Annotated in this window: 18 protein-coding genes and 1 tRNA gene; 16 read left to right on the top strand and 3 right to left on the bottom strand. The window is 69.8% G+C overall.

Annotated elements, in window-relative coordinates:
- Positions 1–4: 4 nt before the first annotated feature.
- Positions 5–98: transfer RNA gene (locus KF941_RS21455), tRNA-Sec, on the top strand.
- 744 nt (positions 99–842) lie between these two features.
- Here the strand turns inward: KF941_RS21455 and pdxY are convergent.
- Both pdxY and KF941_RS21470 read right to left on the bottom strand, forming a co-directional pair.
- The gene (gene pdxY, locus KF941_RS21465; protein WP_072462259.1) at positions 843–1679 is read right to left on the bottom strand and encodes a pyridoxal kinase; all 837 of its coding nucleotides are present in this window, start codon (positions 1677–1679) and stop codon (positions 843–845) included.
- Positions 1676–2428: an MOSC domain-containing protein gene (locus KF941_RS21470; RefSeq protein WP_214274456.1), complete on the bottom strand. Its 753-nt coding sequence runs from the start codon at positions 2426–2428 to the stop codon at positions 1676–1678. The genes pdxY and KF941_RS21470 overlap by 4 nt, the downstream gene beginning before the upstream one ends.
- Positions 2429–2648: 220 nt before the next feature.
- Between KF941_RS21470 and KF941_RS21475 the strand changes: the two genes are divergently transcribed.
- The 7 genes from KF941_RS21475 (at position 2649) to KF941_RS21505 (ending at position 12160) form a co-directional block, all read left to right on the top strand.
- On the top strand, positions 2649–3239 hold the full coding sequence (locus KF941_RS21475; protein WP_072462257.1) for an ANTAR domain-containing protein: 591 nt from the start codon (positions 2649–2651) through the stop codon (positions 3237–3239).
- The gene (locus KF941_RS21480; protein ID WP_214274457.1) at positions 3230–4402 is read left to right on the top strand and encodes a CmpA/NrtA family ABC transporter substrate-binding protein; all 1173 of its coding nucleotides are present in this window, start codon (positions 3230–3232) and stop codon (positions 4400–4402) included. Before KF941_RS21475 ends, KF941_RS21480 begins: the two co-directional genes overlap by 10 nt.
- A 288-nt stretch (positions 4403–4690) precedes the next feature.
- A complete protein-coding gene (locus tag KF941_RS21485) occupies positions 4691–5899 on the top strand; it encodes a nitrate/nitrite transporter (RefSeq protein ID WP_214274458.1) in 1209 nt (402 codons plus the stop codon).
- 15 nt (positions 5900–5914) lie between these two features.
- On the top strand, positions 5915–8347 hold the full coding sequence (nirB, locus tag KF941_RS21490) for a nitrite reductase large subunit NirB (RefSeq protein ID WP_214274459.1): 2433 nt from the start codon (positions 5915–5917) through the stop codon (positions 8345–8347).
- Positions 8344–8679: a nitrite reductase small subunit NirD gene (gene nirD, locus KF941_RS21495; RefSeq protein WP_036753448.1), complete on the top strand. Its 336-nt coding sequence runs from the start codon at positions 8344–8346 to the stop codon at positions 8677–8679. Before nirB ends, nirD begins: the two co-directional genes overlap by 4 nt.
- Positions 8680–8690: 11 nt before the next feature.
- Positions 8691–9548, top strand: coding sequence for a formate/nitrite transporter family protein (locus tag KF941_RS21500; protein WP_036753444.1), 858 nt, complete (start codon positions 8691–8693; stop codon positions 9546–9548).
- An 8-nt stretch (positions 9549–9556) separates the two neighbouring features.
- The gene (locus KF941_RS21505; RefSeq protein ID WP_214274460.1) at positions 9557–12160 is read left to right on the top strand and encodes a nitrate reductase; all 2604 of its coding nucleotides are present in this window, start codon (positions 9557–9559) and stop codon (positions 12158–12160) included.
- A 14-nt stretch (positions 12161–12174) separates the two neighbouring features.
- Here KF941_RS21505 and KF941_RS21510 read toward each other — a convergent pair whose 3' ends face one another.
- Positions 12175–13278 carry an ABC transporter ATP-binding protein gene (locus KF941_RS21510; RefSeq protein ID WP_214274461.1) on the bottom strand — a complete coding sequence of 368 codons (1104 nt, stop codon included), beginning with the start codon at positions 13276–13278 and terminating at the stop codon, positions 12175–12177.
- A 92-nt stretch (positions 13279–13370) separates the two neighbouring features.
- Between KF941_RS21510 and KF941_RS21515 the strand changes: the two genes are divergently transcribed.
- From KF941_RS21515 to KF941_RS21550, 8 genes are all read left to right on the top strand, one after another.
- On the top strand, positions 13371–14384 hold the full coding sequence (locus KF941_RS21515; RefSeq protein ID WP_036753436.1) for a Fe(3+) ABC transporter substrate-binding protein: 1014 nt from the start codon (positions 13371–13373) through the stop codon (positions 14382–14384).
- A gap of 22 nt (positions 14385–14406) precedes the next feature.
- Positions 14407–16050 carry an iron ABC transporter permease gene (locus KF941_RS21520; protein WP_214274462.1) on the top strand — a complete coding sequence of 548 codons (1644 nt, stop codon included), beginning with the start codon at positions 14407–14409 and terminating at the stop codon, positions 16048–16050.
- A gap of 53 nt (positions 16051–16103) precedes the next feature.
- A complete protein-coding gene (locus KF941_RS21525; RefSeq protein WP_036753432.1) occupies positions 16104–16523 on the top strand; it encodes a DUF2946 family protein in 420 nt (139 codons plus the stop codon).
- Between the two features lie 68 nt (positions 16524–16591).
- On the top strand, positions 16592–17578 hold the full coding sequence (locus KF941_RS21530) for a DUF1775 domain-containing protein (protein WP_214274463.1): 987 nt from the start codon (positions 16592–16594) through the stop codon (positions 17576–17578).
- Positions 17565–18197, top strand: coding sequence for an SCO family protein (locus KF941_RS21535; protein ID WP_214274464.1), 633 nt, complete (start codon positions 17565–17567; stop codon positions 18195–18197). Before KF941_RS21530 ends, KF941_RS21535 begins: the two co-directional genes overlap by 14 nt.
- 411 nt (positions 18198–18608) lie before the next feature.
- Entirely contained in the window at positions 18609–19886 is a 1278-nt protein-coding gene (locus KF941_RS21540; RefSeq protein ID WP_036753426.1) for an ABC transporter substrate-binding protein, read from the top strand.
- A 73-nt stretch (positions 19887–19959) separates the two neighbouring features.
- Entirely contained in the window at positions 19960–20922 is a 963-nt protein-coding gene (locus KF941_RS21545; protein WP_028713855.1) for a sugar ABC transporter permease, read from the top strand.
- On the top strand, positions 20919–21752 hold the full coding sequence (locus KF941_RS21550; RefSeq protein WP_072462249.1) for a carbohydrate ABC transporter permease: 834 nt from the start codon (positions 20919–20921) through the stop codon (positions 21750–21752). The genes KF941_RS21545 and KF941_RS21550 overlap by 4 nt, the downstream gene beginning before the upstream one ends.
- Position 21753: the final 1 nt, after the last annotated feature.

Raw genomic sequence — 21753 nt, forward strand, 5'->3', positions numbered from 1 at the left:
CGATGGAAGGGAAGCGTTCCTGGTGGGGCGGCCGGATTTCAAATCCGGTTGAGGCTGCGTCAGTCTTTGGTGGGTTCGACTCCCACTCCCTTCCGCCAATCGCCTTGCCGGAGGGTCCGGCGCAGGCCGGCCTGCCGGGCCGGGCCCCTCCCTGCGGATATGGCTTTGCAGGGCGTGGCTGTTGGCGTGGTAATGGCGGCTGATCGGCCAGCCACCCCGCATCCTTGCGCTGCCAGCCGAACCTTCTGCGATCGGCGGCATGGGGCGGGAAGGTGGCACGGACGGGGATCGAGCGGTTGTTCCGCAGCCATGGCGGCGACGTCAGTTCCTACCTGGCGCGGATGCTGTGCGACCCGGACCTGGCCGAGGACCTGACGCAAGACGCGTTCCTGCGCTGCTGCGCCACGCTGCAGGGCGGCGACAGGCCGGAAAACCTGCGCGGCTATCCCTACCGCATCGTCCGCAACATCGCCGTCGACCACCTGCGCCTGCAAAGGCGGCGCCGCACCCACATGCCGGGCGACCATGTGCTGGCCGCCATCGCCGACCCGCGGCCGGGGCAGGAGCGCCGGATGATCGACCGCGAGCGGCTGCAGGTCTTCCTTCATGCGCTGGCCGGGCTGCCGGACAAGACGCGGCGGATCTTCGTCCTGCACCGCATCCGGGGCTTAGCTATCGCGAGGCGGTGCGGCATATGGCGCTGTCGGAAGGTTCGGTGCAAAAGCACCTGGCGCGGGCGCTCTTCGAGGTCACGTGCCGGTTGCGGGAATACGAGGACGGCCGATGAAGGCGCAATCCGGCAAGGGCGCGCCGGCCGGCAATTCCGCCGCCAGGGCGCGGCTTCAGGCCCCCAGCAGGGCCATGCGGAAATCGCGGTCGCACAGGACGACCTCCTTCGTTCCCAGCGCCGCCGCGCGCATCAGCGCCCGCGAGGTCTGGACCTGCGCATATTCGACCGCCTGCGCCAGGCTGCGCCCGCTTCCCAGCGCCGCGGCGACAAGGCCGGCGAACAGGTCTCCGGTTCCCGCCATGGCCAGCGGCAGGTGCGGCGTCGGGTGGCGCGACAGGCCCTCGGGACCGTGGATCACGCTTTCCAGCATGTCCGGCGCCGTCTCGCGCAGCTTGCAGCCGGTGACGATCAGCCGCGCCTCGGGGGCCATGCGCAGGGCGCGGGCGGCGCGGGGGATGTCGGCCAGTTCCGCGATGGGCTGGCCGGTCAGCCAGGCGACCTCGAACGGGTTGGGCGAGGCGATGTCGGCCATGGGCAGCAGCCGGTCGCGGAAGGTGTCGGCGATCTCCCTGGGCACATAAAGCCCCGGCTGCTCGTCGCCCAGCACCGGGTCGCAGTAATAGCGCAGCCGCGGGTTCGCCGCCTTGGCGCGGGCGACGAAATCGGCGGTCAGCCGCGCCACCTCGACCGAGCCGATATAGCCGGTCAGCAGGAAATCCGCGCGCTCGGGCAGGCCGCGGTCCCAGGCGCCCTGCAAGAGGTCGGCGAAGAAATCGCCCGGCAGCGCCCGGCCGCGCAGGGTCGGGTAATCCGGCGTGTTGGAAAAGATCACCGTCGGGATCGGCGCCACCTCCAGCCCGGCGGCCAGCATCGGAAAGACCGCGGCGGAATTGCCGACATGGCCCATGACCACCTGGCTCTGGATCGAGATCACCAGCGGCCGGCTCATGCGCTGCCCTCCAGCCGCCTGGACCAGTCCTCGACCCGCCCGCTCTCCAGCCGGCGGATGGCGTAGCGCCGCCAGCCCTCGGCCAGCACGTCGAGCCCGGCGATGCCCTGCAGCTCGCCCAGGTTCAGCCGGTCCACGTAAAGCGCATGCCACAGCCGGCCGAGCGTCCATTCCGGCGCCACCCGGTCGACCAGCTCCAGCCAGTCGCCGGGGGCGACCACGCCGGGCTGCAGGACGCGGTAATACCAGCCGGTGCGGCCGCTTTCCTGCACGCGCCGCGCCATGTCCGCGACCCCGAAGCGGCGGTTCAGCTTCCAGCAGGGCTGCCGCCCCTGCGAGACCTGCACCAGCGCCGTGCCCAGCCGGAAGATGTCGCCCACCGCGACCTCCGCCTCGGTCGGCCCCTCGGTCGAGATATTCTCGCCAAAGGCGCCGGGCGCCCCCAGCAACCCCGTGATTTCTCCGTTTTCCAAATACCCCACGGGGGTCCGGGGGTGTGAAACCCCCGGTGCTTCGGCCGGGCGCAGCCGCCCAAGTCCCTCGCGCCAGGCCGCATAATGATCGAAAGGATAGTGATGCACGGCCTTTTCCGGCCCGCCATGCACGCGGCGGTCGGCCTGTTCGTCGCCTTCGAGCCCCTCCGGGCCAAGCGCCAGCGGCCGGTCCACCGGGCGCTTGTCGATGCCGCTTTTCTGGTCGCTTCCGGGCAGGGGGGCGGCCTTGCCCGTCAGCAGGATGATCTCTGGCATGGTGTCCCTCTGCTCGCGCGTCGCCGCCAGATTAGCCAAACCCCCGGCAGGCTCAAGGGAGCGGGCGCGGCAACTTTCCTGCCCGCCCCTTGGGCAGAGCCGCCCGAAACCTGCCCGCCGGGCGGGCAGATCCCGCGCGGGGCGGCACGGCGACGGTGTGATGCGTTGCGGGCGCGCGGCTGCGATGGCACCTGCAAGGGCGGCACAGATCAGGAAGCAGATGGACAAGCGCCTTTCCATCGTCGTCATCGAGCCCGACCCCGAGCGCGCCGCCCCGATCGTGGACGGGCTGCGCGAGATCGGCGACCACGACATCCGCATCATCTCCGAGGAAACCGGCCTCGCGCGCCATATCGCCGAATGCCGGCCCGACATGGTGCTGATCGACCTGGCCAACCCCTCGCGCGACGTGCTCGAGGAGCTGGCGCTGGCCTCGGGCCCGACCGAACGGCCGGTGGCGATGTTCGTGGACCGCTCGGACGAGCATCTGACGCGGGCGGCGGTCGAGGCCGGCATCTCGGCCTATGTCGTGGACGGGCTGCGGCCGGACCGGATCAAGCCGGTGCTGGACGCGGCCATCGCCCGCTTTCACATGTTCCAGCGCATGCGCGCCGAACTGGCCGCGACCCGCGCCGCGCTGGAGGAGCGCAAGGTGATCGACCGCGCCAAGGCGGTGCTGATGAAGGCGCGCGGCATCGACGAAGAGGCCGCCTATGCGCTGTTGCGCAAGACGGCGATGGACCAGGGCAAGCGCGTGGCCGAGATCGCGCAGCAGCTGGTCCTGGCCGCGGGGTTGCTCTCATGCCGCTGACTCCCCTGCGCCTTGGCTATGTGCCGCTGATCGACGCCGCCCCCCTGATCGTGGCGCGCGAGCTGGGCTTTGCCGCCGAAGAGGGGCTGGAATTCCAGCTGCTGCGCCTGGGCGCCTGGGCGCAGGCCCGCGACATGCTGGGCGCCGGGCTGATCGAGGCGGCGCATATGCTGGTGCCGATGCCGGTCGCGCAGGCGCTGGGTCTGGGCCCGGCGCTGCCGGAGCTGGACCTGGCGATGTTCCTGTCGCAGGGCGGGCAGGCGGTCGCGGTCAGCGCCGCCCTGGCCGCCAGGATGCGCGAGCAGGGCCACGACTTCGACTTCCGCGATGCCCGCAAGGCCGCCCATGCGCTGCATGAGGCCGCGCCCGGCCGGCTGCGGGTGGGCGTGCCCTTCCATTTCTCGACCCAGCTGGAACTGATCCGGCACTGGCTGGGCGCCAGCGGCTTCAGCCCGGCCCTGGAGGTCGTGACCGTGCCGCCGCCTCTGATGGCCGAATCCATGGCCGCGGGCGAAGTCGATGCCTTCTGCGTCGGCGAGCCCTGGGCGTCGAGCGCGGTGGACCGCAGCCTTGCCTCGCTGCTCTTGCCGGGCACCGCGATCTGGGCCTCGCCGCCGGAAAAGGGGCTGGTGCTGCGCCGCGACTTCACCGAAGGCCAGCCGCAGCTGACCGGCGCGCTGATGCGGGCGGTCTGGCGCGCCGGGCGCTGGCTCGACGAGCCCGAGAACCGCGATACCGCCGCCGAGATCCTGTCGCGGCGCGAATACCTGGACCTGCCGACCGAACTGGCCGAGCGCGGGCTGACCGGGCGGCTGCAGGTCACGCCCTCGGGCGAAATCCGCCATGTGCCGGGCTTCATCGCCTTCCATGCCGGGGCGGCGAATTTCCCCTGGAAAAGCCTGGCCGCCTTCTTTGCGCAGCGCATCGCCGCGCGGCATGGGCTGGACCCGGCGCCGGCGATGGAAAAGGCGATGGCGCATTTCCGCACCGATCTTTATCGCCAGCACCTGCGCGAGGCGGGGGCGGCGCTGCCCGGCGCCTCGGCGCGGCTGGAAGGCGCGCTGACCGAGGACCGCGAGGTCGCGGCCGAAAAGGGCCAGATGATTCTGCGCGCCGATGCCTTCTTCGACGGCACCATCTTCGAGCCCCCTTTCGCCGGCTGAGCGTTTCGCGGGCAGGCCGGGCGCGATGCTGCCCGGCTTTCGGGCGGAACGGGCGGCGGATGCTGCGATGCCGCATCAAGGCTTGATCCGGCCGCTTTCCTGACCCAATCTGGTCCCATGGCCCGGCGCAATGGCGTGCCACCGGCCCGCTCGCAATGATGCGGCACGGATTCCCGCAAGGGCGCGGAAATCCCTCCCCTCCGAAAGCGCAGTCTCGCTGCGGCGTCCCGCCGCCCTGGCCGCGCGCTTTCCGACAGCCTTCGCCATCAGCAACGCATCGGAGCCACCATGCCCGCCGTTTCCCCCGTTCCGCCCTCCGAGGCCAGCCGCGCGCTGGGCCTCTCGACCTTCGCCTTCACCATCTGCTTCGCGGTCTGGACGATCTTCTCGATCATCGGCCTGCAGATCCGCGAGCAGCTTTCCCTGACCGAGACCCAGTTCGGCCTGCTGATCGGCCTGCCGATCCTGACCGGCTCTCTGGTGCGCATCGCGCTTGGCGTGCTGACCGACCGGCTGGGCGGGCGGCGCGTCTATACGCTGACCATGCTGGCCGCCGCCGGCGCGACCTTCCTTCTGTCCCATGCCTCGACCTGGCCGCAGATGCTGCTGGCGGCGCTGGGCGTGGGGCTGGCCGGCGGCTCCTTCGCCGTGGGCGTCGCCTATGTCTCGCGCTTCTATGCCGAGGGGCGGCAGGGCACGGCGCTGGGCATCTTCGGGGTCGGCAATGTCGGCGCCGCCGTGACCAAGTTCGCCGCGCCCTTCGTCATGCTGGCGCTGGGCTGGCAGGCGACCGCGCAGATCTGGGCCGGCGCGCTGGCGCTGACCGCGGTGCTGTTCTGGCTTTTCAGCAAGGACGACCCCGTCACCGCCGCAGGGGCCGCCCGCAAGGCGCCGCTGCGCGCCGAGTTCGCGCCGCTGGGCCAGGTCCGGGTCTGGCGCTTCTCGGCCTATTACTTCTTCAGCTTCGGCGGCTTCGTGGCGCTGGCGCTGTGGCTGCCGCATTACCTGACGCAGGTCTACGGCTTCGACATCGCCACCGCCGGCATGATCGGCGCGGCCTATTCCATCCCCGGCTCGATCTTTCGCGCTTATGGCGGGGTGCTGTCGGACCGGATCGGCGCGCGGACGGTGATGTATGCGACCTTCGCCGTCTCGCTGGTCGCGACCGGGATCCTTTCGATCCCCTCGGGCGTGCCGGTGCCGGTCTTCCTGGCGGTGATCTTCGTCCTGGGCTTCTTCATGAGCCTGGGCAAGGCCGCCGTCTACAAGCACATCCCCAGCTATTACCCCGGCCATGTCGGCGCGGTGGGCGGGCTCGTCGGCATGATCGGCGGCCTTGGCGGGTTCCTGCTGCCGCTGCTTTTCGGCTGGCTGCGCGACCAGACCGGGCTGTGGTCCAGCTGCTTCATGGCGCTGTTCCTGCTGGTCGGGGCCTGCGCGCTCTGGATGCATGCCTCGATCCGCCAGATGGGCCGCGCGCCCCTGCAAGCCGCCTGAGAAAGGAGTCACGCGATGAAGAAACTCGTCGTCATCGGCGCCGGCATGGCCTCGGGCCGCCTGCTGGAGCAGCTGTTCGAGGCCGCGCCCGGCGAATGGCATGTCACCCTGTTCAATGCCGAGCCGCGCGGCAATTACAACCGGCTGATGCTGTCGCCGGTCCTGTCGGGCGAAAAGACCTATGAGCAGATCGTCACCCATGACGCGGACTGGTATGCCGCGCATGGCGTCGACTGCCGCTTTGGCGAGCCGGTGGTCAGGATCGACCGCGCCAATCGCGCCGTCTATTCCAACACGGGCGGCGCGCCCTATGACGCGCTGGTCATCGCCACCGGCTCGGCGCCCTTCATCATCCCGGTGCCGGGCAGCGACCTGCCGGGCGTCGTGACCTATCGCGACCTCGAGGACACCAATGCGATGATCGAGGCTGGCGTCGCCGGCAAGGACGCGGTGGTGATCGGCGGCGGGCTGCTGGGCCTTGAGGCCGCGGCCGGCATGGCGGCGCGGGGGGCCAGCGTCACCGTCGTCCACCTGATGGGCCACCTGATGGAGCGGCAGCTGGACCCCGCCGCCGGCTACCTGCTGCAGCGCGACCTGGAGCGGCGCGGCATCAAGGTGCATTGCAAGGGCGCGACCAAGGCCATCTTGGGCCACGACCGGGCCGAGGCCGTGCTGCTGGAGGACGGCACCGTCCATGCCGCCGACCTGGTCTGCATGGCCGTCGGCATCCGCCCCGAGGTGCGGCTGGCCAATGACGCGCATCTGGAGGTCGAGCGCGGCATCGTCGTCGACGACGCCCTGCGCACCAGCGACCCGCATATCTTCGCGCTCGGCGAATGCGTCGAGCATCGCGGCCAGGTCTTCGGCCTTGTCGCGCCGCTTTACGACCAGGCCAAGGTGCTGGCCCGGACCCTGCTGGGCGAGGAAGCCGCGTTCCGCCCGGTGCAGACCGCGACCAAGCTGAAGGTGACGGGCTGCGACCTCTACAGCGCCGGCGATTTCGCCGAAGGCGAGGGGCGCGAGGACATCGTCTTTCGCGACCCCGGCCGCGGCATCTACAAGCGGCTGGTGCTGGAGAACGACCGCATCGTCGGCGTCGTCATGTATGGCGACACCGCCGACGGCAACTGGTTCTATGGGCTGATGAAGGACGAAACCGACATCGGCGAGATGCGCGACACGCTGATCTTCGGCCCGGCCTTCCAGGGGGGGACCGCGCTGGACCCTATGGCGGCCGTTGCAGCCTTGCCGCCTGAGGCGGAGATCTGCGGCTGCAACGGCGTCTGCAAGGGCACCATCGTCGATGCCGTTCTGGGCGGCGCCCACACGCTGGACGCCGTGCGCGCCTGCACCAAGGCGTCGGGATCGTGCGGCACCTGCACCGGGCTGGTCGAGCAGGTGATGAAGCTGACCCTGGGCGACGGCTTCGTCGCGCCCGTCCCCGCCGGCATGTGCAAATGCACCGACCACAGCCACGAGGACGTGCGGCGGCTGATCCGCTCGATGGGGCTGAAGTCGATCCCGGCCGTCATGCAGGAGCTGGGCTGGAAGACCGTGGGCGGCTGCCATTCCTGCCGCCCCGCGCTGAACTATTACCTGCTGGCCGAATACCCGCTGGACTATCGCGACGACCGCCAGTCCCGCTTTGTCAACGAGCGGAACCACGCCAATATCCAGAAGGACGGCACCTATTCGGTGGTGCCGCGCATGTGGGGCGGCGTCACCACGCCGGGCGAGCTGCGCGCCATCGCCGACGCGGCCGAGAAATATGCCGTGCCCATGGTCAAGGTCACGGGCGGGCAGCGCATCGACCTGCTGGGTGTGCGCAAAGAGGATCTGCCGCATATCTGGGCCGACCTGAACGCGGCCGGGCTGGTCTCGGGCCACGCCTATTCCAAGGGGCTGCGCACGGTGAAGACCTGCGTCGGCAGCGAGTTCTGCCGCTTCGGCACCCAGGATTCGACCGGGCTGGGGATCAGGCTGGAAAAGCTGCTCTGGGGGTCCTGGACGCCGCACAAGGTCAAGCTGGGCGTCTCGGGCTGTCCGAGGAACTGCGCCGAGGCGACCTGCAAGGACGTGGGCGTGATCTGCGTCGACAGCGGCTACCAGATCAGCGTCGCCGGCGCCGCCGGGATGGAGGTGAAGGAGACCGAGCCCCTGGCCTCGACCCCCTCCGAGGACGAGGCGGTCGAGATCATCACCGCCTTCATCCAGCTTTACCGCGAGCACGCGCGCTATCTGGACCGGCCCTATAAATGGGTGGCCAAGGTCGGGCTCGACTGGGTGAAGGCGCAGGTCGCGGACCTGCCGACCCGCCGCGCGCTGGTCGAGCGCTTCGAGGTCAGCCAGTCGGTCTATCGCCGCGACCCCTGGGCCGAGCATTCCACCACCACCGAGACGCCCAAATGGGCGCCCCTTGCCGATCTGACCCTGGAGGCCGCGGAATGACCATCTTTGTCGACATCGGAGCCCTGGACGACATCCCCCGCCAGGGCGCGCGGGTGATCCGCACCGCGCAGGGCTGCGTCGCGGTGTTCCGCACGCTGGACGACCGGGTCTTTGCCCTGGACGACCGCTGCCCGCACAAGGGCGGCCCGCTGTCCGAGGGCATGGTTCATGGCGATCGCGTGACCTGCCCGCTGCACAACTGGGTGTTCGACATGAACTCGGGCGCCGCGCAGGGCGCCGACGAGGGCGCGGTCCGCACCTGGCCCGTCCGCGTCGAGCGGGGCCGCGTCCTGATCAGTGCCGAACTCGTCTCCCGCTCGAACGCCGCCTGAGGAGTTGCATCATGTCCTACGTCAATCCTGCTGATTTCGCGAAGAAAATGATCGATGCCGGCGAGGCCAAGGTCTTCATGTCCACCAAGGACACCCTGATCCGCGCCTATATGGCCGGGGCGATCCTGGCGCTGGCGGCCGCCTTTGCCGTGACCGTCACCGTGAACACGGGCGAGCCGCTGATCGGCGCGCTGTTGTTCCCGGTCGGCTTCTGCATGCTCTACCTGCTGGGCTTCGACCTGCTCACCGGGGTGTTCACGCTGGTGCCGCTGGCGCTGATCGACCGCCGGCCGGGGGTGACGCTGCGCGGCATGCTGCGCAACTGGGGGCTGGTGTTCGCCGGCAATTTCGCCGGCGCCTTCACCGTCGCGGTCTTCATGGCGATCATTGTCACCTTCGGCTTTTCCGAGGCGCCGAACGCGGTCGGCGAAAAGATCGGCCACATCGGCGAGGGGCGGACGCTCGGCTATGCCGCCCATGGCGCGGCGGGGATGCTGACGCTGTTCATCCGCGCGGTCATGTGCAACTGGATGGTCTCGACCGGCGTGGTCGCGGCGATGATGTCCACCACCGTCTCGGGCAAGGTCATCGCCATGTGGATGCCGATCCTGATCTTCTTCTACATGGGGTTCGAGCATTCCATCGTGAACATGTTCCTGTTCCCGGCCGGGCTGCTTCTGGGCGGGCAGTTCACCATCATGGACTACATGATCTGGAACGAGATCCCGACCGTGCTGGGCAACCTGGTCGGCGGGCTGACCTTTGTCGGCGCGATGATCTATGCCACGCATCACAAGACTTCGCCCCGCCGCGCGGCGGATGCGGATGCCGGTGCCCGCCCCGAAGCCCCCGCCGTTCCCGCCGAGTGAGGGCCCCGATGCAGAGCATCCGCACCACCTGTCCCTATTGCGGCGTGGGCTGCGGCGTGCTGGCCGCGCCCGACGGCCGCGGCGGGCTGGGCATCGCCGGCGACCCCGCGCATCCGGCGAACAAGGGCCGGCTCTGCGTCAAGGGCTCGGCGCTCGGCGAGACGGTCGGCCCTGCCGGCCGGCTGCTCGCCCCGCGCATCCACGGGCGCGAGGCCGGCTGGGACGAGGCGCTGGACCTGGTCGCGCGCCGATTCACCGAAACCATCGCCGAACACGGGCCGGATTCGGTCGGCTTCTACGTCTCGGGGCAACTCCTGACCGAGGATTACTATGTCGCCAACAAGCTGATGAAGGGCTTCATCGGCTCGGGCAACATCGACACCAATTCGCGGCTTTGCATGGCCTCGGCGGTGGCGGGGCACCGGCGGGCCTTCGGCTCGGACACGGTGCCGGGGCTCTACGAGGATCTGGAACTGGCCGATACGGTGGTGCTGGTCGGCTCGAACCTGGCCTGGTGCCATCCGGTGCTTTACCAGCGGCTGGCCGCGGCGCGCGAGGCGCGGGGCACGCGGGTCGTGGTGGTCGATCCGCGCCGCACCGCGAGTTGCGACATCGCCGACCTGCATCTGCCGCTGGCACCGGGTTCCGATGCGGCGCTGTTCAACCTGCTGCTGGCGGAAATCGGCAGAAGATCAGAGATCTGCGCCGACAACCTGGAAGGAATCGAGGATGCCATGACTGCGGCGCGCGAGACGCTGCCCTCGGCCACCGGGCTGGCGCACAGCCAGATCAGGCAGTTCTTCGACCTGTGGCTGCACAGCGACAAGGTGGTGACGGTCTGGTCGCAGGGCGTGAACCAGTCCGACAGCGGCACCGACAAAGTGAACGCGATCCTGAACTGCCACCTGGCCAGCGGCCGCATCGGCCGGCCGGGCATGGGCCCGTTCAGCGTCACCGGCCAGCCCAACGCCATGGGCGGGCGAGAGGTCGGCGGGCTCGCCAACATGCTGGCCTGCCACCTGGAGATCGAGAACCCCGCACATCGCGCGGCGGTGCGCGGTTTCTGGAACGCGCCCCGCATGGCCGAGCGGCCGGGGCTGAAGGCCGTGGACATGTTCCGCGCCGTCGAGGACGGCCGGATCAAGGCGCTGTGGATCATCTGCACCAACCCCGCCGTGACCATGCCCGAGGCCGACCGCGTCGCCCGCGCCATCGCCGGCTGCGATTTCGTCGTGGTCTCGGACATCATGGCGCGGACCGACACCACGCGGCTGGCGCATGTCCTGCTGCCGGCGACCGGCTGGGGCGAAAAGGACGGCACGGTGACGAATTCGGAACGCCGCATCAGCCGCCAGCGCCGGACGCTCGCCCCCGCGGGCCAGGCGCGCGACGACTGGCGCATCCTGGCCGAGGTCGGGCGCCGCATGGGCTGGCCGGGGGCCTTCGGCTGGACCAGCCCGGCGCAGGTCTTTGCCGAACATGCCGCGCTGTCGGGCATCGCGGGCGGGTTGGGCAGCGATTTCGACATCTCGGCCCATGCCGGCATCGCCCAGGTGGAGTATGACGCGCTGGAGCCCTTCCTGTGGCCGCAATCGGCGCGCCGGCAGGGCGGGCGCTTCTTTGGCGACGGGCGGTTCCATACGCCCTCGGGTCGCGGGCGGCTGGTCGCGGTCACGCCGCGCGTGTCGCAGCTGGTGGATGTGGATCGTCCGTTCCGGCTGAACACCGGCCGGGTGCGCGACCATTGGCACACGATGACCCGCACCGGCCTGTCGCCGCGCCTGTCGCGCCACCTGGCCGAGCCCTTCCTGGAGCTGCATCCCGGCGATGCCGCCCGGCTGGGCCTGACGCCCGCCAGCCTGGCCGAGGTCGTAAGCCCGCATGGCCGCGCCGTGCTGCGGGTGCTGGTCAGCGACCGCGTGGCGCCGGGCCATCCCTTTGCGCCGATGCATTGGACGGGCGAGACCGCGCCCTCGGGCCGGGTCGATGCGCTGGTGCCGGGGACGGTCGATCCGGTCTCGGGCCAGCCGGCGCTGAAATCGGCGACGGTGGCGATCCGGCCCTTTGCCGCGCGTTGGTTCGGCTTTGCCGTGTCGGCGGGTCCGATCCGCCCGGATTGCGCCTATTGGGCGCGGGCCACGCTGCCGCGGGGCGAGCAGGCCGAACTGGCCGGGCTGGAGCCGATGCAGGACTGGACCGCCCATGCCCGCGCGCTGTTCGGCCTGCCGGACGAGCCGCTGGTGCTGCACGACCGCGCCCGCGGGCAGGTGCGGCTGGCCTTCCTGCGCGAGGGTCGCTTGCAGGCGGCGCTGTTCGTCGCGCCCGAGCCGGTGGGCCTGTCGCGCAGCCATGTCGCGGCGCTGCTGGGCGAAAGCGGGGCCGAGGCGCTGGCCGGCCGCCCCGGCGCCGACCGCCCGGACGAAGGCGCGCTGGTCTGCGCCTGTTTCGGCATCGGCGTGAACAGCATCGTGCGGGCCATCGCCAGCCAGGCCCTGACCTCGGTCGAGGCGGTGGGGCAGGCGCTGCGGGCGGGCACCAATTGCGGCTCGTGCCGGCCCGAGATCCGCGCGCTGCTGGAGGCCGGCACCGCCTGCCGCGCCGCCGCCGAATAGGGAATGGGCCGCGCCTACTCGCCGTCGCCGGCAAAGACCATGGCGCTGCCGGGCTGGACTGCGACGCGGATCAGGCTGCCCGGCGCGGGCAGGACCAGGCCGGGGATGCGGGATTTCATCGCCGCGCCGCCGGGTTCCAGCCGGATCTCGATCAGGCTTTCGCGGCCCAGATAGCGCGCGCGCTCGACCCGCGCCTGGGTGCCGCCGGCCTCGGCCGGGACCAGGTGCTGCGGGCGGACGGCGACCTCGGCCCGGCTGCCTTCGGCAAGGCCGGGGGCGGGAAAGGCGCCCAGCACGGTCTGCACCCGCCCGCCCGCCACCCGTCCCGCGACGATGTTCAGGTCCGAGAAGAAGGCCGCCACGCCGCGGTCGGCCGGGCGGTTGTAAAGCTCGTCCGGGCGGCCTTCCTGGATCAGCCGGCCCCGGCGCATGACGGCGATGCGATGGCCCATCAGCATCGCCTCTTCGGGGTCGTGCGTGACCATCACCACCGCGGTTTCGGTTTCGCGCAGCAGGTCCAGCGCCGCGTCGCGCACCCCGTCGCGCAGCCGGTGGTCGAGGCTGGAGAAGGGCTCGTCCATCAGCATCAGGCAAGGGCGCGGCGCCAGGGCCCGGATCAGCGCCACGCGCTGCTGCTCGCCGCCCGAAAGCTCGTGCGGGTATTTCGCGGCATGGCCGGACAGGCCCACGCGCTCCAGCAGCGCGGCGATCCGGTCGCGGTCCCGCCGCGCCGGGCCGCGCAGGCCGAAGCCGACATTCGCCGCCACGTCCAGATGCGGGAACAGCGCGAAATCCTGGAACACCATGCCGACCGGCCGGCGTTCGGGCGGAAGGAAGGCGCCGGCGCCCGACATCGGCCGGCCGGCGATGCGGACCGCGCCGGAATCGGGCCGCTCGATGCCGGCGATCATGCGCAGCGTGGTGGACTTGCCGCAGCCCGAAGGGCCCAGCAGGCATGTCACCTGGCCCGGCGCCACGCGAAAGCCGACATCCTCGACCGCCGCCACGCCGGCGAAGCGGCGGCACAGCGCCTCGACCTCCAGCATGGGCAGGGACGGGGTGGCATCTGGCGCATCCACCTGGCTGGCCCAGTCGGGAGGGCTGGCGAATTGGTTCATCGGCATCCCTTCGTGACCGCAACCGCATGAGAATAGTTTACATTACTAATTAGTTTAGTAAACATGTCGAGAAATCGCAAGGAGGACAGGGAATGCGTGTCGGACTATCTGGAGTGATCGGTGTCCTGTTGGCGGCACAGGCCGTCGCCGCAAGCGCCCAGGAATTGAACCTTTACACCACGCGCGAGCCGAATCTGATCGAGCCGCTGCTGGCATCGTTCAGCGAAACCACCGGGGTGAAGGTCAATACGATCTTCCTCAAGGACGGCCTGCCCGAGCGGGTCGAGCAGGAAGGCGACGCCTCGCCCGCCGACGTGCTGATGACCGTGGACATCGGCAACCTGGTCGACCTGGTCGACCGCGGCCTGACCCAGCCGGTCGAATCCGAGGTGCTGGCCGCCGCCATCCCCGAGAACCTGCGCGACAAGGACGGCAACTGGTTCGCGCTGTCGCAGCGGGCGCGGGTGCTTTACGCCGACAAGGATCTGGACCTGGCGAGCTTTACCTACGAGGATCTGGCCAAGCCGGAATGGAAGGGCAAGGTCTGCATCCGTTCGGGGCAGCATCCCTATAACGTGGCGCTGACCGCCTCCTACATCGTGCATCACGGCGAAGAGGCCGCCAAGGCATGGCTGGAAGGCGTCAAGGCGAACCTGGCCCGCACCGCCGGCGGCGGCGACCGCGACGTGGCGCGCGACATCATGGGCGGCATCTGCGAGATCGGCATCGCCAATTCCTATTACGTCGGGCTGATGCGCAGCGGTGCCGGCGGCCCCGAGCAGGAGGAATGGGTCAAGGCGATCAAGGTCATCCTGCCCACCTTCGAGGGCGGCGGCACGCAGGTCAACGTCTCGGGCGCGGCGGTGGCCAAGCACGCGCCGAACCGCGACCAGGCGGTGCAGCTGCTGGAATACCTGGTTTCGGACGAGGCGCAAAGGATCTATGCCGAGGCGAATTTCGAATATCCGGTCAAGCCCGGCGTCGCGGTCAGCCCGGTGATCGAGGACATGGCGGGGCTTCAGGTCGACGGCACCGACCTGACCGAGATCGCCCGCCAGCGCAAGGCGGCGAGCGAACTGGCCGAGGCGGTCGGCTTCGACAACTGAGCCCGCCGCGGGCGCAGGCCGCATGACCCCGGAACTGACACGAGTCCCCTGCGTCCGCGCGGGGATGGGCTGGCAGGCGGCGGCACTGGCCGTCGCCGCGCTTGTCCTGCTGCCGGTTCTGGCGCTGGGGCTGTTCGCGCTGCGGGGCAGTCCGGGGCTCTGGGCGCATCTGGTCAGCAACGTGCTGCCGGTGGCGGCGCGGCAGACGGTGATCCTGCTGGTCGGCGTCGGCGCCATCGTCGCCACGCTGGGCACGGTCACGGCCTGGCTGGTCGCGGCCTGCGACTTTCCGGGCCGGCGCTTCTTCGGCTGGGCGCTGCTGCTGCCGCTGGCGGTGCCGACCTATATCGTCGCCTATGCCTATCTGGACCTCTTGCACCCGGTCGGGCCGGTGCAGGGCGCGATCCGCGGCTGGCTGGGCTATTCCAGCCCGCGCGAGTTCCGCCTGCCCGACATCCGCTCGATGCCGGGCTGCATCCTGCTCTTGGGGCTGGTGCTTTACCCCTATGTCTACCTGCCGGTGCGGGCGCTGTTCGCCATGCAGGCCGGCAACCTGCTGGATGCGGGGCGGAGCCTGGGGGCGGGGCCGGTCGCCGGCTTCCTGCGCGTGGCCCTGCCGCTGGCCCGGCCCGCCGTCGCCATCGGCACGGCGCTGGCGCTGATGGAGGCGATGAACGACATCGGCGCGGCCGAGTTCCTGGGCGTGCGCACGCTGACCGTCTCGGTCTATTCGACCTGGATCAACCGCTCGGACCTGCCGGGGGCGGCGCAGATCGCGCTGGCGATGCTGGCCATCACCATGGCGCTGGTCATGCTGGAGCGCCGCGGCCGCCGGCGCCAGCGCTATGCCGCGGGCGCGCAGCCCCTGCGGCGCACCCGCCTGGGCGGCTGGCGCGCCTGGGGGGCCACGCTGGTCTGCGCGCTGCCGGTGGCCCTGGGTTTCGCGGCGCCGGCCTGGTATCTGGTCGGTGCGGCCTGGGCGCGCTATCGCTTTGCCGGGCTTTCGCCGCGGATCATCGAAGAGGCCGGCAACACCGCCCGTTTCGCCGCGCTGGCGACGCTGGTCGCGCTGGTGCTGGGCCTGGTCGTGACCGGGGCGGCGCGGATGCGGCCGGGGCGCCTGACCCGCAGCATGGCGCGGCTTTCGACGCTGGGCTATGCGGTGCCGGGCACCATCCTGGCCATCGGGCTTTTGCCGGTGATCGCGCTGGCCGACCGGCAGATCGCCGCCGTCTCGCAGGCGCTGCTGGGCGCGGGGCCGGGGCTTTTGCTGCTGGGGTCGGGCGCGGCGCTGGTCTATGCCTATGTCGCGCGCTTCCTCGCCATCGCCACCGGCGGGATCGAGGCCGGGCTGAGCCGGGTGCCCGCCTCGCTCGACCATGCGGCGCGGACGCTGGGCCGCAGCCCCGGCCAGGTGTTCCGGCAGGTGCATGTGCCGATCTCGCGCCCGGCGCTGGCGGCCTCGGGGCTGTTGATCTTCGTCGATTGCGTCAAGGAACTGCCCGCCACGCTGCTGCTGCGGCCGCTGAACTTCGAGACGCTCTCGACCCATCTTTACGGCGAGGCGGCGCGCGGCACCTATGAGGACGCCGCCATCGCCGCGCTGATCATCGTCGTCATCGGCATCCTGCCGGTGATGGTGCTGGCGCGGACGATTCGCCGGTGATTGCGGCAGATTGTCCCTTTTCTCCGGCACCGATTTCTGACAGGGCTGCGCCCATGCAGGGTCGAAGCGGACATCGGACGACGAGGCTTGGACGCGGCACGGCGCTGCGGCGCCTGTGCTGCTGGCTGGCGGTGCTGCCTTTCCTGCTGTTCTCGCTGATCCAGCCCGGCACCATGTTCGTCCGCGACGCGCAGGGCAGCGTCGCCGTCGTGCTGTGTTCGGGCGAGGGGCCGGTCCAGATGGCCGTGGCGGCCGATGGCAGCCTGGTCCCGGCGGACGAGATGCCGCATGGCGATCCCCATGCCTGCGACTGGGCGCCGCATGGCCAGCCGGCGCTGCAAGGGGTCGTCGCCGATGCGCCCCAGCCCATGGCGGCCGCGGCGCGGTTGGCGCTTTGGCCCGCACCGCCGGCCCCGCCGCATGCCTCGGCCCTGCCCGAGCCCTCGGCGCGGGGGCCGCCGCGCCTCATCTGACGGAATCCTGCTTCGGCAGCCGGCGGGCCAGGGCCCGGCGGTGCCTTTCCCATCAGATGAGAACGATCATGCAAAAACCTGTTTTCGCCGCGCTTTGCGCCACGCTTCTTGGCCTTGCGGCCGGTCCGGCCCTGTCCCATGCCACGCTGGAGAAATCCGAGGCCCCGGCCGGCGGCGCCTATCGCGCGGTGATCCGCATCGGCCATGGCTGCGACGGCCAGGCCACCCAAACCCTGCGGGTGCAACTGCCCGATGGCTTCTACAACGCCAAGCCCATGCCCAAACCGGGCTGGGCGCTGGAGACGGTCAAGGGCGCCTATGCCCAGCCCTTCGACAACCACGGCACGCAGATGACCGAGGGCACGCGCGAAGTGATCTGGTCCGGCGGCGCGTTGCAGGACGACTGGTATGACGAATTCGTCATCCGCGGCACCCTTGGCGCGGATGTGGCGCCGGGCACGGTGCTGTATTTCCCGACCGTGCAGGAATGCGCGGATGGCAAGGCCGACTGGACCGACGTCTCGGGCAGCAAGGACGTGCCGAACCCCGCGCCGGGGCTGACGGTCACGGCGGGCAAGGCCGGTCACGGTCATGGTCACGGGCATGGCCAGGGCGATCAGGCCGCGGCGTCGGCCGGGCCGGTGGTCCTGGGCGACCTGTCGCTCAGCGGCGCCTTCAGCCGCGCGACGCCCCCCGGCGCGCCGGTGGCGGGCGGCTTCCTGACCATCGCCAACGGCGGGGCCGAGGACCGGCTGGTCGCGGCCCATGCCGATTTCGCCGGCCGCACCGAGATCCACGAGATGGCGATGGAGGGCGAGGTGATGCGGATGCGCCAATTGCCCGAGGGGCTGGCGATCCCGGCCGGCGCCACGGTTGAATTGAAGCCCGGCGGCTATCACCTGATGTTCATGGAATTGAAACAGCCGCTGGTCGAGGGCGAGACGGTGAACGTCACGCTGAGCTTCGAGAAGGCGGGCGAGGTCAGCCTGCCGCTGGCGGTCGGGCCGCGCAATGCCGGGGCGGCGCATCAAGGGGGTGGCCATGGCGGGCACTAAGGGCAAGTCCGGGTTGAAACCGCTGCGCTATGCGCTTTGGGCGCTGGTCGTGCTGGCGCTGGCCGGCTTGGGCTGGTTCCAGTTCGTCTCGCCCCGCTCGGGTTCGGGCACGGGCTCGATCGCCGATGCCGGGACGGCGGCGCTGGGGCGGGGCGACTACCGGCTGGTGGCGACCGACGGCACCGAGTTCAGCCAGGCCGCGCTGAAGGGCCAGCCCTCGGCGGTGTTCTTCGGTTTCACCCATTGCCCGGACGTCTGCCCGACCACGCTGGGCGACGTCGCCAGCTGGCAGGAGGAACTGGGCGAGGACGGCAGGAAGCTGCGGGTGTTCTTCGTCACCGTCGACCCCGAGCGCGACACGGTCGAGGCGCTGCGCGAATACGTGTCCTGGGTGCCGGGGGTGGTCGGCGTCTCGGGCGCGCCCGAGGAGGTCGCCAAGGCGGTCAAGGCCTTCCGCATCTATGCCCGCAAGTCGCCGCTGGAAGGGGGCGACTACACCATGGACCATTCCTCGACCATGCTGCTCTTTGACGGCAATGGCGATTATGCCGGGCTGATCGGCTATCAGGAGGACCGCGAGCGCGCCCTGGCGAGCCTGCGCCGCCTGCTGAACGGCTAGAGCCCCCGCGGCGCCGGGTTTCCGGCGCCGCTTTCCCCAATCCGGCGGGTCTGGCCGGTTTTCGTCTCCGAAATGTTTTGGAAACCCGCACGGCGGCCGATTCCCGGCCTCGCGCCGGTGATTCGGCCGCGAAAGCGCCCTTGGCGGCGAAATGCGCCCTGCGATGTTAGCGTATGACATCTGCCGCCCCGCCCGGTCGCCGCGACACCCGCAGCGCCGATACGGTTTTTCCCAGGAAATGCATGGTTTTTTGCCGCCTGCCGGAGGTTTCCGGCGGGGTCTGCCGGAATTATTGACCGGATCGGCCGGATGCGGTAGGAAATTCCCGAAAGGTTTCGGAACGGGCGCAGGCAGGGGCGCCCGATGCTGCGAACGGTGCTGGGAGGCACCTTTACCAAGGGGAGGATGAGGATGGGAAAAATCAGCCGGGGCGCGCTGCGCCCGGTCGCATTGGCCGCGCTGCTGGGCAGCATCGCGCTGCCTGCCGTGGCGGACGAGCTGTTCTATGTCGCCGGCGGCGTGGGCAAGCAGGCCGAGCATTTCAAGGATCTGGTCAAGCCCTGGGAGGAGCGCACCGGCCACACGGTGACGCTGGTGCCGATGCCGCAGTCCAGCTCGGACCAGTTCGCGCAATACCGGCTGTGGCTGGCGGCGGGGACGGCGGATGTGGACCTCTATCAGACCGATGTGATCTGGGCGCCGCAGCTGTCCGAATATTTCGTCGACCTGTCCGAGGCGGCCAAGGACATCCTGGGCGAGCATTTCCCCTCGGTCATCGAAAGCCAGACCTCGGACGGCAAGCTGGTGGCGCTGCCGCTTTATACCGATGCCCCGGCGCTTTACTACCGCACCGACCTGCTGGAGAAATACGGCAAGCCGGTGCCCAAGACCTGGGCCGAGCTGACCGAGACCGCCAAGCTGGTCCAGGACGGCGAGCGCGCCGAAGGCCAGGGCGATCTGTGGGGCTTCGTCTGGCAGGGCAATGCCTATGAGGGGCTGACCTGCAACGCGCTGGAATGGGTGAAGTCCTTTGGCGGCGGCCAGATCGTCGAGGCGGACGGCACCATCTCGATCAACAATCCGCAGGCGGTGGCGGCGCTGGAACTGGCGGCCGGTTGGATCGGCACCATCAGCCCGCGCGGCGTGCTGGCGCACAAGGAAGAAGAGGCGCGCGGCGTCTGGCAGACCGGCAATGCCGTCTTCATGCGCAACTGGCCCTATGCCTTCGCGCTGAGCGCGGGCGCGGACAGCGCGGTCAAGGGCAAGTTTGACGTGGCGCCGCTGCCCGCCGGCACCGAAGAGGCCGGCTCGGCCGCGACCCTGGGCGGCTGGAACGTCGCGGTGTCGAAATTCTCGACCAAGCAGGAGGCGGCGGTCGACCTGGCGCTTTATCTCGCCTCGGCCGAGGCGCAGAAGCGCCGCGCGCTGCTGGACGGCAACCTGCCGACCGTGGTCGCGCTTTACGACGACCCCGAGATCGCCGAGGCGGTGCCGCTGATCCCGCGCTGGAAAGAGGTCTTCGCCGATGCGGTGCCGCGTCCCTCGGGGCCGACCAAGAGCAAGTATAACGAGGTCTCGTCGAAATTCTGGTCGGCCGTGCATGACACGCTGTCGGGCAACGGCACCGCGGCCGAGAACCTGGAACTGCTGGAGCTGGACCTGAGCGACATGCAGGGTTCGGGCTGGTAAGGCGCTTGGCGGGGGCCGGCGCGCAAACCCGCCGGCCCCGAGCGGCCCTTGCGGCCGATGAGGAGTTTCCCCCATGACTGACCCCATCGCGGGCCGCCCCGGCGGTCCCAGCCTGCGGCAGCGTCGGCAAAGGGCGGCCTTCTGGTTCCTGGCCCCCATGCTTTTTGCGCTGCTCTGCGTCGCGGCCTGGCCGCTGGCGCGCACCATCTGGTTCTCGTTCACCAACACCACGCTGTCGAACCTCTATGGCGGCGAATGGATCGGCTTCGACAACTACCTGTCGATGCGCACGCTGTCCTCGGGCCGGGTGGTCTGGCGCGGCACGCTGGTCGATCCGGCCTGGTGGAACGCGGTCTGGAACACCGTCCGCTTCTCGCTGATCTCGGTCGGGTTCGAGACGGTGCTGGGCCTGATCGTCGCCCTGGTGCTGAACGCCGAGTTCAAGGGCCGCGCCCTGGTGCGCGCCGCCATCCTGATCCCCTGGGCGATCCCGACCATCGTCTCGGCCAAGATGTGGGCCTGGATGCTGAACGACCAGTTCGGGATCCTGAACGACATCCTGCTGCGGCTGGGGCTGATCGGCGAGAAGATTGCCTGGACCGCCAGCACCGAGACGGCGATGACCGCCGTGCTGATCGTGGACATCTGGAAGACCACGCCCTTCATGGCGCTGCTGATCCTGGCCGGGTTGCAGATGGTGCCGCGCGACATCTACGAGGCGGCGCGGATCGACGGCATCCACCCGGTCAAGGTGTTCTTCCGCGTCACCCTGCCGCTGATCAAGCCGGCGCTGATGGTGGCGGTGATCTTTCGCATGCTCGACGCGCTGCGCATCTTCGACCTGATCTATGTGCTGACGCCGAACAGTTCGGCCACCAAGACCATGTCGGTCATCAGCCGCGAGAACATGATCGACTTCGACAAGTTCGCCTATGGCGCGGCGCAATCGACGCTGCTGTTCGCGATCATCGCCGTCTTCGTCAGCGCCTATATCTGGCTCGGCCGCGTGGACCTGGGCGGGGAGGGCTCGAAATGACCCGTCACAAGCTGCTGAAACAGATCGGCTTTTACGCGCTGGTCGTGGTGATCGTCGTCTTTTCGGTCTTTCCCTTCTACTATGCCGTCGTGACCAGCTTCGCCTCGGGGACGGCGCTGTTTCGGGTGAACTACCTGCCCGCGGGGTTCGACCTGCGCAATTACCAGGCGGTGCTGGGGTCGAAGAACTTCCTTTACTCCATCGGCAACTCGCTGGTGATCGCCACGGCCACGGTGGGGCTGTCGCTGTTCCTGGGCGTCACCGCCTCATATGCGCTGGCGCGGGTGCGGTTCCGGGGGCGGGGCCTGCTGCTGATGACCATCCTGGCCGTGTCGATGTTTCCGCAGATCGCGGTGCTGGCCGGGCTGTTCGAGCTGGTGCGCTTCCTGGGCATCTTCAACACCCATTGGGCGATGATCCTGTCCTATACGATCTTCACGCTGCCCTTTACCGTCTGGGTGCTGACCACCTTCATGCGCGACCTGCCGGTCGAGATCGAGGAGGCGGCGATCGTCGACGGCGCCAGCCCCTGGGTCATCATCACCCGCGTCTTCCTGCCGCTGCTGTGGCCGGCGATGGTGACGACCGGGCTTCTGGCCTTCATCGGCGCCTGGAACGAGTTCCTGTTCGCGCTGACCTTCACCAGCACCGAAAGCATGCGCACCGTGCCGGTGGCCATCGGCCTGCTTTCGGGCGCGTCCGAGCAAGAGATCCCCTGGGGCCCGATCATGGCCGCCTCGGTCATCGTGACGGTGCCGCTGATCGTCCTCGTCCTCATTTTCCAGCGCAAGATCGTGGCGGGCCTGACCGCCGGCGGCGTGAAAGGTTGAA

The organism is Paracoccus sp. pheM1, assembly GCF_018499825.1.
In the GTDB taxonomy this organism is placed as follows: Bacteria; Pseudomonadota; Alphaproteobacteria; order Rhodobacterales; family Rhodobacteraceae; genus Paracoccus; species Paracoccus versutus.